This is a genomic window from Pseudomonas sp. G3-19 (assembly GCF_054855875.1).
The window spans coordinates 3,695,843-3,709,847 of record NZ_JBMPIQ010000003.1; the positions used below are offsets into that span (position 1 = coordinate 3,695,843).

Genomic DNA, 14,005 nt, shown 5'->3' on the forward strand with positions numbered 1-14,005 from the left:
TCATGCAGAACTGACAGAATGCATTCGCGAGCAAGCCCGCTCCCACAGGGGTCATGTGCAAGTCCTTAGAAGTCTTTGCACAACCGCAGGGCGTCGTAGATGGCGGCGTGGGTATTACGCTGCGCCACGCAGTCGCCGATGCGGAACAGCAAGTAGCCGTCACCGGTGCTGCTCAACGATGGCTGCGGCTGGATCGCGAACAACGCTTCCACGTCGATCTGGCCCTTGTTGCGCGAACCCTCTTTGAGCGCGTAGTAGATTTCCTCATCCGGACGCACGCCGTTTTCCACCACCACCTGATCGACCACCCGCTCCTCTTTGGCGCCGGTGTATTCGTTCTCCAGCACCGCCACCAGCTTGTCGCCTTCGCGGTAGACCTTTTCCAGCATCATGTCGCCGGTCATGATCACTTCTTTCGGGTACATGCTGCGGTAGTAAGTCGGGAACGATGTACCGCCGATGGCCACGCCCGGTTTGATGTCGTCGGTAACGATCTCGACCTGGCTGCCCTTGTCGGCGAGGAAGTCGGCCACCGACATCCCGGTGAACTCGCAAATGGTGTCGTAGACCAGCACGTTCTTGCCCGGCGCGACCTTGCCGTCGAGCACGTCCCAGCTGCTGACTACCAACCCTTCGGCGGCGCCCCAGTGTTCGTTCTGCTCAAGGAACGGATGCCCACCGACCGCCAGCACCACCACGTCCGGACGCAGATCCATAATGGTTGCCGCATCGGCCGCAGTGCCCAGACGCAGGTCGACTTTCAGCCGCGCCAGCTCCAGCTGGAACCAACGAGTGATGCCAGCGATCTGGTCACGTTGCGGTGCTTTCGACGCGGTAGTGATCTGCCCGCCGATAAATTCTTTCTTCTCGAACAGGGTCACGTCGTGGCCACGCTCGGCAGAGACGCGTGCTGCTTCCATCCCGGCCGGGCCGGCACCAACGATCACCACTTTGCGTTTGACGCCTGTGGACTTTTCGATGATGTGCGGCACGCCCATGTATTCACGGGACGTCGCGGCGTTCTGGATGCACAGCACGTCCAGACCTTGATACTGACGATCGATGCAGTAGTTGGCGCCGACGCACTGTTTGATCTGGTCGATCTGGCCCATCTTGATCTTGGCGATCAGGTGCGGGTCGGCGATGTGCGCGCGGGTCATGCCGACCATGTCGACGTAACCGCCCTCCAGTATGCGCGTGGCCTGGTTCGGGTCCTTGATGTTCTGCGCGTGCAGCACCGGCACCTTGACCACTTCCTTGATCCCGGCCGCCAGGTGCAGGAACGGCTCCGGCGGATAACTCATGTTCGGAATCACGTTGGCCAGGGTGTTGTGGGTGTCGCAACCCGAGCCGACGACGCCGATGAAATCGAGCATGCCGGTGTCGTCGTAATACTTGGCGATCTGCTTCATGTCCTCGTGGGACAAACCGTCCGGGTGGAACTCGTCACCGCAGATACGCATGCCCACGCAGAAATCGTCACCGACCTCGGCGCGCACGGCTTTCAGCACTTCCAGGCCGAATTTCATGCGACCTTCGAAGCTGCCACCCCATTCATCGGTACGCTTGTTGACGCGCGGGCTCCAGAACTGGTCGATCATGTGCTGGTGCACGGCCGACAGCTCGACGCCGTCCAGACCACCGGCCTTGGCGCGACGCGCGGCTTGCGCGTAGTTGCCGATCACTCGCCAGATCTCTTCCGGTTCGATGGTCTTGCAGGTCGCACGGTGCACCGGTTCACGGATACCCGACGGCGACATCAGGGTCGGCCAGTGGAAACCGTCCCAGCGCGAGCGTCGGCCCATGTGGGTAATCTGGATCATGATCTTGGCGCCGTGCTTGTGCATGGCGTCGGCCAGGTTCTGGAAGTGCGGAATGATCCGGTCGGTGGACAGGTTCACCGAACTCCACCATTGCTGCGGGCTGTCGATGGCGACCACCGACGAACCGCCGCAGATCGCCAGGCCGATCCCGCCCTTGGCTTTCTCTTCGTAGTATTTGACGTAGCGCTCGGTGGTCATGCCACCGTCAGTCGCGTAGACCTCGGCGTGCGCGGTGCTGAGCACGCGGTTGCGGATGGTCAGTTTGCCGATCTGGATCGGCTGGAACATTGCTTCGAAAGCCATGGCGGGTTCCTCGACTTACAACGGCTTGACGGTGAACAGGCCGTCGTCGTGGCCTTCTTCGGAGCCACCGTAGACTTGCTCGGCAACCGTACGAATCTTGCTGCCACGAGCCTCAAGAATCTGATCCATGGCCCCGGCAAACCAGCCAGTGAACATGTAATCGACCTTGCGCCCGACCTTGCCGTACACATAGACGAATGCCGAGTGTTCGAGCTTGACGCTGGCGGTACCTTTGTCGAGGTCGATGTCCTGGATCTTGAACAGGCCCCAACCGCGTTGCGACAGGCGCTTCATGTAGTGCTCGAACACCGCGACGCCTTCCAGGCCGTGACATTCGGCTTCTTTTTCACACCAGTGCCAGGCGGACTTGTAGCCGGCCTTGTAGAGGATCTCGGCGTAGGCTTCGGCGCCCAGCACTTCCTCGATGCCCATGTGGTTGTTGACGAAGAAGTGACGCGGCACGTAGAGCATCGGCAGGGCGTCGGAGGTCCAGACACCGGTCTCGCTGTCGACTTCGATTGGCAATTGCGGGGCGATCTTGGCCATGGAAACTTAACTCCAGAAAAATTTAGATTCAGTGTTGGCCGCAGCCCTCACCCCAGCCCTCTCCCCGAGGGAGAGGGGGCAGATCGGCGGCGGTCTTGAGTAAGCGTTACTCGCCCCAGACGTCTTTCAGGACGTTGACCCAGTTCTCGCCCATGATCTTGCGCACCACACGCTCGGAGTGGCCGCGCTTGAGCAGGGTTTCGGTCAGGTTCGGGAACTCGCCGACGGTGCGGATGCCCAGCGGGTTGATGATCTTGCCGAAGCTGGTCAGACGACGGGCGTAGCCCTTGTCGTGGGTCAGGTATTCGAAGAAGTCCTGGCCGTGACCCTGGGTGAAGTCGGTGCCGATGCCGATGGCGTCTTCGCCGACAATATTCATGGTGTATTCGATGGCTTCGGCGTAATCGTCGATGGTTGAATCGATGCCCTTGGCGAGGAACGGCGCGAACATGGTCACGCCGACAAAACCGCCGTGGTCAGCAATGAACTTCAGTTCAGCATCGGACTTGTTGCGTGGGTGCTCTTTCAGACCCGACGGCAGGCAGTGGGAATAGCAGACCGGTTTTTTCGATTCGAGGATGACTTCTTCGGAAGTCTTGGAGCCGACGTGGGACAGGTCGCACATGACGCCGACGCGGTTCATCTCGGCGACGATTTCGCGACCGAAGCCCGACAGGCCGCCGTCACGCTCGTAGCAACCGGTGCCGACCAGGTTCTGGGTGTTGTAGCACATCTGCACGATGCCGACGCCGAGCTGCTTGAACACCTCGACATAGCCGATCTGGTCTTCAAACGCATGGGCATTCTGGAAGCCGAAAAGGATGCCGGTCTTGCCCTGCTCCTTGGCACGACGGATGTCGGCGGTGGTGCGCACCGGCATCACCAGGTCGCTGTTTTCGCGGATCAGCTTCTGGCTGGCGGCAATATTGTTCACGGTCGCCTGAAAGCCTTCCCACACCGACACAGTGCAGTTGGCCGCCGTCAGACCGCCCTTGCGCATGTCTTCGAACAGCTCGCGGTTCCATTTGGCAATGATCAGACCGTCGATAACGATGCTGTCGGCGTGTAATTCGGCTGGGCTCATCAGGCGTCCCCTTATTGGCGATTCATGCGCCGAATCGTCTGCCGGCGCTTTGGGGCCAGCATATGCCTCGGTGCCGGGGCGACCGGGTGCAAAAACGACAGGGGAATTGCCGAAAGCGTCAATCCGCGACAAAGGGTCGCCAGGCGCTCCGATCAGCTACCTGTTCAAGCCCGCACGCTTGAGCCAGAATCTGGCGCATCTTGGATACATCACTGGATTAGAGCGGCGACAACCATGAAATCGATCTTCCTGGCTTTGGCACTGATGGCGACCGGCGTACACGCCGCCGAAGAGACCGACAACAACCCGTGCGACGCGGTGGAAAACGACGTCCAGACCCTGGAATGCTCGACCTACAGCCGCACCACTGCCGAAGACCTGCTCAAAGACAACTACGCCAGCCTCAACGAACGCATGCAGGCCACCTACGGTAAAAACGCAGCGCAACTGGCCGACATCACCGCCAAACTGAAAACCGCCCAGCAACAATGGTTGAAAACCCGCGACGCCGATTGCGCCGTGGAAGCCTTCCCCGCCACCGAAGGCAGCAAGGCGTTCAAGATTGCGCAGAATGACTGTGTGGCACGGATGAGTGACGAACGGTCGGAGTTTTTGGAGTCGATTGGGCAGGAATGATCCTGAATGTTCCGCTGAAAGCTGGAACTGCCTCCAGCTTTCAGCCGCACTATCCCCTCTTCCTACAAAGTACTCCGACCTCGCCTACACAAATTTCTTGAACGCCCGAAGCTGCGGGCCTTTCACGCAACATGCTGTCAACGATTGTTGATTGGCCTCCGAAGAAGCATAAGCAAAGATTCGCGAATCTTATAAAAGACTTATATTCTTCCATGAACAGCATCCACTGGACGCGAAAGGCCGTTAAGCAACTCTTGAAATTGCACACCGTTCATCAGGGACAGGTTAGAGATGCCGTCACGGCGCTTGCCGACATGCCTGATGTTGGCAATGTCAAAGCACTGATTGGCCATGACTATGCCTACCGCCTGCGCGTTGGCAATTATCGAGTCATGTTCGACTGGGAAGGCGCAATCAAAGTGGTCAGTATTCAAGAGGTCAAAAAACGCGATGAACGCACCTACTGACATCCAAATCATCAATGATGCCGAAGGCAACCCCGCCTTCGTAGTCATTCCCTACGCTCAATACGTTGCGCAGAAATTGCAGCCCGATCTGATCCCGCATGAGGTGGTCAGTCGAATGGTCGACGGGGCGACACCGATCCGTGCCTGGCGCGAACACCTGAACCTGACTCAGGAAGAAGTGGCGAAACGTCTGGGAATTTCCCAGCCGGCGTTCGCTCAACAGGAGACGGTAGCGAAGCCACGCAAGGCAACCCGCGAGAAAATTGCAGCGGCGTTCGGCATCACGGCCAATCAGCTTGAGTTGTAGGCTGCCCTCTTCATTCAAAGGAAATCCCATGAACATCTGCGGCATCGAAATCAAAGGCAGCGAAGCGATCATCGCCGTGGCCTCCCTCGACGGTTCGGCCTTGAGCCACGTGGCACTGAGCACCAAGAAAATCGCCCTCGACGATGATGACGAGCCTGCCAACGTCAAACGCTTCGCGGCGCAGGTCGCTTCGTTTGTGCGCGAGCATTCGATTGACCGGATTGCGATCAAGAAGCGCAGCAAGAAGGGCGAGTTTGCCGGTGGGCCGACCACGTTCAAGATCGAGGGTGTGTTTCAGTTGCTGGATGGGTGCGAGGTGACGCTATTGTCGCCGCAGACGATCAATGCGCAGGCCAAGAAGCACAATTTCGAGCTGCCGGTGACGTTGAACAAGTATCAGCATGAGGCTTATAAAGCGGCGTGTTCGGCGTTGGTGAAGAAGTAACCTTTTCTTCAGACACTGAAGATCAAACATGTGGGAGCGGGCTTGCTCGCGAATGCGGAGTGTCAGTCGACACATGAGTTGACTGATCCACCGCATTCGCGAGCAAGCCCGCTCCCACATAGGTTTTGTGTACATTCATTCAGGCTTGGGCGGTACGCCGGTCTTCGCGGGGGCAGCGGGCGAACTTCGCGCGGTAGCTACGGGTGAAGTACGAGGGCGATTCAAAGCCGCAGGCGATGCTGACTTCGAGCACGCTCATATCGGTCTGGCGCAACAGCTGCCGGGCCTTTTCCAATCGCAGACGCAGATAAAAATTGCTCGGCGTATCGTTCAGATGCAGCCGAAACAAGCGCTCCAGCTGCCGCCGCGTGACCTTGATCGATTCCGCCAGTTGCAGCGTGGTCAGCGGTGGTTCGCTGTGTTGCTCCATCTCGCCAATCACTTGCACCAACTTCTTGTTGCTGATGCCGTAGCGCGTGGCGACTTCCATGCGCTGGTGGTCCTTGCGCGGACGAATCCGCCCCAGCACGAATTGTTCGCTGACCTGAATCGCCAGTTGCGGGCCGTGGGCCTGGGCGATCAGATCGAGCATCAAGTCGATGGACGCCGTGCCGCCCGCCGAGGTGATACGCCGCCGGTCAATCTCGAACAGTTCCTGAGTCACGCTGAGCTGTGGATAAGACTCCTTGAACGCATCGATGGCTTCCCAGTGCAGGGTCAGGCGATGGCCGTCGAGCAGGCCGGCTTCGGCGAGGACGAAACTGCCGGTGTCGATGGCACCGAGGGTCACGCCTTCGTTGTCCAGGCGGCGCAGCCAGTGCTCAAGGGTTGGCGTGGCGAACTTCAGCGGTTCGAATCCGGCCACCACTAACAGCGTCGCACCTTTCTTCAGCGGCTCCAGCGCCGCGTCGGCGTTGACCGACATGCCATTGCTCGCCAGCACTGCCCCGCCATCGGCGCTGAGCACGTGCCAGCGGTACAGCTCGCCACGAAAGCGGTTGGCCACCCGCAGCGGTTCGATCGCGGAGATAAAGCCGATGGCGGAAAACCCCGGCATCAGCAGAAAGTAGAAATCCTGGGACATGGGCGCACTCGGTTAGCGGGTAGCGTGGAACGTTGATACGCCGATTGTCATCAGCGTTCAAGCGCACAGGTCGCTACAGTGCAAATGCCAGTCGCCGCAGTGCGCTTTCACGGGGCCGTTGCTGCGTAACTTTGCATCACCGGCACGCCAGATGCCGGAACTCACAATAACGACCTGCCGAGGAACCCGACATGAAACGACTGATCAGCAGCTGTGTTCTTGCACTCAGCGGTACCGCTTTCTTGAGCGCCAGCGTCATGGCGGCCGAACCTGCGTCGTGCCAGAACGTGCGCATGGGCGTCGTCAACTGGACCGACGTGATCGCCACCAGTGCCATGACCCAGGTCCTGCTCGACGGCCTCGGCTACAGCACCAAACAAACCAGCGCCTCCCAGCAAATCATCTTCGCCGGGATCCGCGATCAGCGTCTGGACCTGTTCCTCGGTTACTGGAACCCGCTGATGACCCAGACCATCACCCCGTTCGTCGACGCCAACCAGGTCAAGGTCCTGCCGGCGCCAAGCTTGAAGGACGCCCGCGCCACCCTCGCCGTGCCGACTTATCTGGCCGACAAGGGCCTGAAGACTTTCGCCGACATCGCCAAGTTCGAGAAGGAACTGGGCGGCAAGATCTACGGCATCGAGCCGGGTTCGGGCGCCAATACGCAGATCAAGGCGATGATCACCAAGAACCAGTTCGGTCTCGGCAAATTCCAGCTGGTCGAGTCCAGCGAAGCCGGGATGCTCGCCGCCGTTGACCGCGCCGTACGCCGCAAGGAGGCCGTGGTGTTCTTCGGCTGGGCGCCGCACCCGATGAACGTCAACGTCAAGATGACTTACCTCACTGGCAGCGAAGACGCCCTCGGCCCGAACGAAGGCATGGCCACGGTATGGACGGTCACCGCGCCGAAATACGCCGAACAGTGCCCGAACGTCGGTCGCCTGCTGAGCAACCTGACGTTCACCGCCGAAGACGAGAGCCGGATGATGCAACCGCTGCTCGATCACAAGGACGCCTTCGAATCGGCCAAGCAATGGCTCAAGGATCACCCCGAAGACAAGCAGCGCTGGCTGGAAGGTGTGACCACCTTCGACGGCAAACCGGCCGCTGAAAACCTGCAACTGACCAGTAAATAACCCCCGTTTGAAAAGCCCCTCACCCTAACCCTCTCCCCAGGGAGAGGGGACTGACCGACGCTTCGCAGCCCCGAAAAGGGCTGCGAACAGACCCATCACGCCTGAAGGAAACCGCACCATGAACCACGACGTCATCATCACCTGCGCACTCACCGGTGCTGGCGACACGACCGCCAAAAGCCCCCACGTGCCGGTCACCCCGAAACAGATCGCCGCGGCTGCCGTCGAGGCGGCCAAGGCCGGCGCCACCGTTGTGCATTGCCATGTGCGCGACCCGCAGACCGGCAAGTTCAGCCGTGACGTGGCGCTGTACCGCGAAGTGATGGAGCGCATCCGTGAGGCCGACGTCGACATCATCGTCAACCTCACCGCCGGCATGGGCGGCGACCTGGAGATCGGTGCCGGCGAGCACCCGATGGAGTTCGGCCCGAACACCGATCTGGTCGGCCCGCTGACCCGTCTGGCCCACGTTGAAGAGTTGCTGCCGGAAATCTGCACCCTCGATTGCGGCACGCTGAACTTTGGCGACGGCGACACCATTTACGTCTCGACCCCGGCGCAACTGCGCGCCGGCGCCAAGCGCATCACCGAGCTGGGGGTGAAGGCCGAGCTGGAAATTTTCGACACCGGCCACCTGTGGTTCGCCAAGCAGATGATCAAGGAAGGCTTGCTCGACAACCCGCTGTTCCAGCTGTGCCTGGGCATCCCGTGGGGTGCGCCGGCCGACACCACCACCATGAAAGCCATGGTCGACAACCTGCCCGCCGATGCGGTGTGGGCCGGGTTCGGCATCGGCCGCATGCAGATGCCGATGGCCGCGCAAGCGGTGCTGCTCGGCGGCAACGTGCGGGTTGGTCTGGAAGACAACCTGTGGCTGGACAAGGGCGTGCTGGCGACCAACGGCCAACTGGTCGAGCGCGCCAGCGAGATCCTCAGCCGCCTCGGCGCTCGCGTGCTGACCCCGGCTGAGGGCCGCAAAAAGATGGGCCTGACCCAGCGCGGCTAAATCATCACTCATTTCCCCCCTGTGGGAGCGGGCTTGCTCGCGAAGGCGGTGGCTCTGCCCATAAAGATGCGTGGGATGTACCGGCCTCTTCGCGAGCAAGCCCGCTCCCACAGGGTTCTGCGAATTCTTTCAGGAAATCACCATGAGCTTTATCACCGACATCAAAACCTTCGCCGCCCTCGGCAGCGGTGTCATCGGCAGCGGCTGGGTCGCGCGTGCCCTCGCCCATGGCCTCGACGTGGTGGCCTGGGATCCGGCGCCTGGCGCTGAAGCCGCGCTGCGCAAACGCGTGGCCAATGCCTGGGGCGCGTTGGAGAAAAACGGTCTGGCGCCCGGTGCTTCGCAGGATCGTCTGCGTTTTGTCGCGACCATCGAAGAATGCGTGCGCGATGCCGATTTCATTCAGGAAAGCGCCCCGGAACGCCTCAAGCTGAAACTCGATCTGCACAGCAAAATCAGCGCAGCGGCCAAGCCTAATGCCTTGATCGGATCGAGCACTTCCGGCCTGTTGCCGAGCGAGTTCTACGAGAGCTCGACCCACCCGGAACGCTGCGTGGTCGGCCATCCGTTCAATCCGGTTTACCTGTTGCCGCTGGTGGAAGTGGTCGGTGGCAAGAACACCGCACCGGAAGCTATACAAGCGGCAATGAAAGTCTACGAATCACTCGGCATGCGTCCGCTGCATGTGCGCAAGGAAGTACCGGGATTCATCGCTGACCGTCTGCTCGAAGCGCTGTGGCGTGAGGCGCTGCACCTGGTCAACGACGGCGTGGCGACGACTGGCGAGATCGACGACGCGATCCGCTTTGGCGCCGGTCTGCGCTGGTCATTCATGGGTACCTTCCTGACCTACACCCTCGCGGGTGGCGATGCCGGAATGCGTCACTTCATGTCGCAGTTCGGCCCGGCGTTGCAGTTGCCGTGGACCTATCTGCCGGCACCGGAACTGACCGACAAGCTGATCGACGATGTGGTCGATGGCACCAGCGACCAGCTCGGCCGCCACAGCATTTCCGCGCTGGAGCGCTATCGTGATGATTGCCTGCTGGCGGTGCTGGAGGCGGTGAGGACCACCAAGGAGAAGCACGGAATGAGTTTCAGCGAGTAATCCTTGCTCAGCAGTTCCGGCCCCTTCGCGAGCAAGCCCGCTCCCACAGGTGAGCGCATTCCAATGTGGGAGCGGGCTTGCTCGCGAAGACGGCAGCCCAGTCACTATTAATGTTGGATCTGACATCATGCCCACTCTCACCACCTACCAAACCACCATCATCCCCGACTGGGTCGACTACAACGGCCATCTGCGCGACGCCTTCTACCTGCTGATTTTCAGCTACGCCACCGACGCACTGATGGACCGTCTCGGCATGGACAGCAACAACCGCGAAGCCAGCGGCCACTCGCTGTTTACCCTTGAACTGCACCTGAATTACCTGCACGAAGTGAAGCTCGACGCCGAGGTCGAGGTGCGCACGCAGATCATCGGTCACGACAGCAAACGCCTGCACCTCTATCATAGCCTGCACCTGGCCGGCGACGACAAGGAACTGGCCGGTAACGAGCAGATGCTGTTGCACGTCGATCTCGCCGGCCCACGTTCCGCGCCGTTCACCCCGGACACCTTGGGCCGCCTGCAAGCCATCGCCGCCGAGCAAGTCGATCTGCCCGCCCCGGCTTACATCGGCCGCGTCATCGCTCTGCCACCCGCCCGTTAATCCCTCCCACGCAAGGAGCCGCCATGCACACTGCTGCTGTTGCCGATTTCCGTACTTATCCGTTGATCAGCGCGCTGAGCGGCGTGCAGAACCTGGCGGATCGCGTTTCGCTTGCCTGGGCCGACGGCCGCGTCAGCCCGTTCCATCACGTCTGGTTGCGAGATAACTGCCCGTGCGAGCAGTGCGTCTACAACGTCACCCGCGAACAGGTATTCGAGATCGTCGATGCTGCGCCGGATCTCGTCCCCGCCAACGCGCACATCGACAGCGACGGCTGTCTGCAGATCGACTGGCAGGACGGCCATCGCAGTCGCTTCGATCCGGGCTGGCTGCGCGCGCACGCCTATGACGACAAGTCCCGCGCCGAACGTCTGGCCGCCAAACCCAAGGCTTACCTGTGGCGCAGCGATTTGCAGCTACCGGTATTCGAATATTCAGCGCTGATAAACGACAACGGCGCGCTGCTGCAATGGTTGATCGCGGTGCGTGACATCGGCCTGACTCAGGTGCGCGGCGTGCCCACCGAACCGGGTTCGCTGAAGCTGATCGCGCAGCGCATTTCGTTCATCCGCGAGAGCAACTTCGGCGTGCTGTTCAACGTGCAGTCCAAGGCCGATGCCGACAGCAACGCCTACACCGCTTTCAACCTGCCGTTGCACACCGACTTGCCGACTCGCGAGCTGCAACCGGGTCTGCAATTTCTGCATTGCCTGGTGAATGATGCCGAGGGTGGCGAGAGTATTTTTGTCGACGGTTTTGCGATTGCCGATGCTTTGCGTCAGGAAGCACCGGAGCTGTTTCAGGCGCTGTGCGAAATCCCCGTGGAATTCCGCAACAAGGATCGCCACAGCGACTATCGCTGCCTGGCGCCGATCATTGCGCTGGACGCGTTGGGCCGGGTCGCGGAGGTTCGCATGGCGAACTTTCTGCGCGGAGCGTTCGATACATCGGTGGAGCAAATGCCGCTGCTGTACCGGGCCTATCGGCGCTTGATCGCCATGACCCGTGAGCCACGTTTTCGCCTGATGCAGCGACTCAATCCGGGTGAACTGTGGTGCTTCGATAACCGCCGCACGCTGCATGCGCGCAATGCGTTTGATCCAGCGACCGGGGCGCGGCATTTCCAGGGTTGCTACATCGATCGGGATGAGTTGTTGTCGCGGATTCTGGTGTTGCAAAGGTAAACCGCGTCATCGTTCTTCGCGAGCAAGCCCGCTCCCACACTGGAATGCATTTCAAATGTGGGAGCGGGCTTGCTCGCGAAGGCGTCAGCGCCAACCACACCCCTCTCCCGGATTCACAGGCAAAAAAAAGCCCCGATACAAGCCGTGACAGGATCGGGGCGGAGGGTACTGTTGAGGAGCTGCCAGTCGAGGGTGACCAAACCGTCGTGTAGCGAGCTGAGGTCAGTGTGCCGACTCCCCTTGGCATTGAGTTAGCCGAAAACGACCTGTTCATAGCCGTCGCGGCCACTGCGATAAATCGCCCTTGCCGTGCCTCCACATGCCCACCAGAATCGAGTCACGACCTCCGTTGCCGAAGAAGGAAGCGCGCCATGATGTATGCCGATTTGATCGATCAGGAAGACTTGTTGGGCCAGCTCAAGGCATTGGGTTTTCAAGTGCCGAGCGGTTCGACCGCCGAGCAGGCCTGTGAGTGTGCGGTGCGTGGTCTGGACAATGTTCGCGCGTTTGAATTGCGCAAGATGGTCAAGGACATGTACACCAGCGGCGCCAGTATCCAGCCTGCGGTGCGCCAGGCGATCGACAAACAGTTGTTGCCGGCGTTGGCGCAATACCAACAGACCCACAGCGCCTGACGAGCAACTGTGGCGAGGGAGCTTGCTCCCGCTGGGCCGCGAAGCGGCCCCAAACCGGCAGATGCTCTATTCCAGATAAATCGCATTCGCAGGTTTAACGAGCGCTTCGCGCCCGAGCGGGAGCAAGCTCCCTCGCCACAAAAACTTTCCGGTCTACAGCCTTACGCTGGCAAACGTCGACTCATTACGCGCCTGACTCAACGCCGACATCGGTCCCGATAGCGGCGACATCACGATCGCCTGCGGCAGCGGCAGCATCGCCACTTGCTGGGTGGTGTTGGAGCCTACGCGTTCGTCACGCGGCGGAATGCCGAAGTATTCGCGGTAGCACTTGGAGAAGTGCGGCGTCGAGACGAACCCACACACCGACGCCACTTCGATGATCGACATCGGCGTTTGCTTGAGCAACTGCCGCGCGCGGATCAGGCGCAGCTTCAAGTAGTAGCGCGACGGCGAGCAGTGCAGGTATTTCTGGAACAGCCGCTCCAGCTGGCGACGCGACACGGCGACGTACACCGCCAGTTCGTCGAGGTCGATCGGCTCTTCCAGATTGGCTTCCATCAGCGCGACGATTTCCTGCAGCTTCGGCTGGTTGGTGCCGAGCATATGCTTGAGCGGCACACGCTGATGATCCTGCTCGTTGCGGATGCGTTCGTAAACGAACATTTCCGAGATCGCGGCGGACAGCTCACGCCCATGATCGCGGCTGATCAGGTGCAGCATCATGTCCAATGGCGCGGTGCCGCCGGAGCTGGTGAAACGGTTACGGTCGAGGGTGAACAGACGGGTGCTCATCGCCACGCGCGGGAATGCTTCCTGCATCGCCGCCAGACATTCCCAGTGCACACTGCAATCGAAACCGTCGAGCAGACCGGCGCAAGCCAAAGCCCAACTGCCGGTGCACACTGCGCCCAGACGCTTGGACTGACGCGCCTGGCTCTGCAGCCATGACACGTGTTCACGGGTCACGGTGCGTTGAATGCCGATCCCGCCGCAGACGATCACGGTGTCCAGGGGCGGAGCTTTGTGCATGGAGGCATCGGGGGTGATTTGCAGACCGTCACTGGCCCACACCTGACCGCCATCGACGGTCAGTGTGCTCCAGCGATACAGCTCACGACCGGACAATTGGTTGGCCATGCGCAGGGGCTCGACTGCGGAGGCCAGAGAAATCAGCGTGAAATTGTCCAGCAGCAGAAAGCCGATGGATTGAGGCGCACGGTTCTGGGGTTGGGCCCCGGAGTTGAACGACGTCATCGCGGTATCTCCTCACACAAAGCGGGTGATGGCCTCAGGCGGAGGCTCTTGTTATTGCCGGCGTTCTCGCGTGGGAGACGGGCTTTGTTATGACAGAGCAATTGCCATGCCTAAAATTGAATGGCTGTTCAATAACTCCTGAAAACGACGTCGCGACGTGTCTATTCAAGACGTCGGACACACGGTGTTTCGAAGTGCCATCAGCGGCGCCGAGAGCCCTGCCCCGCTGCCCGTGAGCAGATCGGTAGCACTTGTGGGAACGGGCTTGCGCGCAGTTGTTTCAGAGTGTCACCGCAAGCACGGGTGACGGACGGTAGGGAGTGCGAATGGCGCACTGCGAGTGGGAAAAGCTCTTATCTGATTGCGACGCGCTAAAAGGT

Annotated in this window: 15 protein-coding genes; 10 read left to right on the forward strand and 5 right to left on the reverse strand. The window is 60.6% G+C overall.

From position 1 onward, the window contains the following. Positions 1-65: 65 nt before the first annotated feature. The 3 genes from dgcA to ACOYXI_RS17015 form a co-directional block, all read right to left on the reverse strand. Complete coding sequence (dgcA, locus tag ACOYXI_RS17005; RefSeq protein ID WP_047596497.1) at positions 66-2,126, reverse strand: dimethylglycine demethylation protein DgcA; 2,061 nt, start codon at positions 2,124-2,126, stop codon at positions 66-68. Positions 2,127-2,141: 15 nt separating this feature from the next. After that, positions 2,142-2,672: a DUF5943 domain-containing protein gene (locus ACOYXI_RS17010; protein ID WP_008083165.1), complete on the reverse strand. Its 531-nt coding sequence runs from the start codon at positions 2,670-2,672 to the stop codon at positions 2,142-2,144. A gap of 106 nt (positions 2,673-2,778) precedes the next feature. After that, complete coding sequence (locus ACOYXI_RS17015; protein ID WP_007962626.1) at positions 2,779-3,756, reverse strand: dipeptidase; 978 nt, start codon at positions 3,754-3,756, stop codon at positions 2,779-2,781. A gap of 234 nt (positions 3,757-3,990) precedes the next feature. On the opposite strand from ACOYXI_RS17015, the gene ACOYXI_RS17020 reads away from it, so the two are divergent. From ACOYXI_RS17020 to ACOYXI_RS17035, 4 genes are all read left to right on the forward strand, one after another. Beyond that, complete coding sequence (locus ACOYXI_RS17020; RefSeq protein ID WP_223006937.1) at positions 3,991-4,392, forward strand: lysozyme inhibitor LprI family protein; 402 nt, start codon at positions 3,991-3,993, stop codon at positions 4,390-4,392. A 212-nt stretch (positions 4,393-4,604) separates the two neighbouring features. After that, positions 4,605-4,859, forward strand: a complete 255-nt coding sequence (locus tag ACOYXI_RS17025) for a type II toxin-antitoxin system RelE family toxin (protein WP_098965990.1) — start codon at positions 4,605-4,607, stop codon at positions 4,857-4,859. Continuing rightward, entirely contained in the window at positions 4,843-5,166 is a 324-nt protein-coding gene (locus ACOYXI_RS17030; RefSeq protein WP_098965992.1) for a helix-turn-helix domain-containing protein, read from the forward strand. Before ACOYXI_RS17025 ends, ACOYXI_RS17030 begins: the two co-directional genes overlap by 17 nt. 28 nt (positions 5,167-5,194) lie before the next feature. Then, complete coding sequence (locus tag ACOYXI_RS17035; RefSeq protein ID WP_098965993.1) at positions 5,195-5,611, forward strand: DUF3010 family protein; 417 nt, start codon at positions 5,195-5,197, stop codon at positions 5,609-5,611. Positions 5,612-5,750: 139 nt separating this feature from the next. Here ACOYXI_RS17035 and ACOYXI_RS17040 read toward each other — a convergent pair whose 3' ends face one another. Continuing rightward, positions 5,751-6,695, reverse strand: coding sequence for a GlxA family transcriptional regulator (locus ACOYXI_RS17040; protein WP_025108540.1), 945 nt, complete (start codon positions 6,693-6,695; stop codon positions 5,751-5,753). A gap of 191 nt (positions 6,696-6,886) precedes the next feature. Here ACOYXI_RS17040 and ACOYXI_RS17045 point away from each other — a divergent pair, with 191 nt between their 5' ends. The 6 genes from ACOYXI_RS17045 (at position 6,887) to ACOYXI_RS17070 (ending at position 12,368) form a co-directional block, all read left to right on the forward strand. Next, positions 6,887-7,831: a choline ABC transporter substrate-binding protein gene (locus ACOYXI_RS17045; protein WP_098965995.1), complete on the forward strand. Its 945-nt coding sequence runs from the start codon at positions 6,887-6,889 to the stop codon at positions 7,829-7,831. Between the two features lie 118 nt (positions 7,832-7,949). Further along, the gene (locus tag ACOYXI_RS17050; protein WP_086793588.1) at positions 7,950-8,837 is read left to right on the forward strand and encodes a beta-keto acid cleavage family enzyme; all 888 of its coding nucleotides are present in this window, start codon (positions 7,950-7,952) and stop codon (positions 8,835-8,837) included. Positions 8,838-8,979: 142 nt separating this feature from the next. Continuing rightward, on the forward strand, positions 8,980-9,945 hold the full coding sequence (locus tag ACOYXI_RS17055; RefSeq protein ID WP_098965998.1) for an L-carnitine dehydrogenase: 966 nt from the start codon (positions 8,980-8,982) through the stop codon (positions 9,943-9,945). 127 nt (positions 9,946-10,072) lie between these two features. Next, complete coding sequence (locus ACOYXI_RS17060; protein ID WP_135296731.1) at positions 10,073-10,549, forward strand: thioesterase family protein; 477 nt, start codon at positions 10,073-10,075, stop codon at positions 10,547-10,549. A 23-nt stretch (positions 10,550-10,572) separates the two neighbouring features. Continuing rightward, positions 10,573-11,733 (forward strand): gamma-butyrobetaine dioxygenase, encoded by a 1,161-nt coding sequence (locus ACOYXI_RS17065; RefSeq protein WP_461675084.1) that lies wholly within the window; start codon positions 10,573-10,575, stop codon positions 11,731-11,733. Positions 11,734-12,104: 371 nt separating this feature from the next. Continuing rightward, positions 12,105-12,368, forward strand: a complete 264-nt coding sequence (locus ACOYXI_RS17070) for a hypothetical protein (protein ID WP_103304375.1) — start codon at positions 12,105-12,107, stop codon at positions 12,366-12,368. A gap of 153 nt (positions 12,369-12,521) precedes the next feature. On the opposite strand, the gene gbdR is transcribed toward ACOYXI_RS17070, so the two are convergent. Further along, positions 12,522-13,625 (reverse strand): choline metabolism transcriptional regulator GbdR, encoded by a 1,104-nt coding sequence (gene gbdR, locus ACOYXI_RS17075; RefSeq protein WP_007949927.1) that lies wholly within the window; start codon positions 13,623-13,625, stop codon positions 12,522-12,524. Positions 13,626-14,005 lie beyond the last annotated feature (380 nt).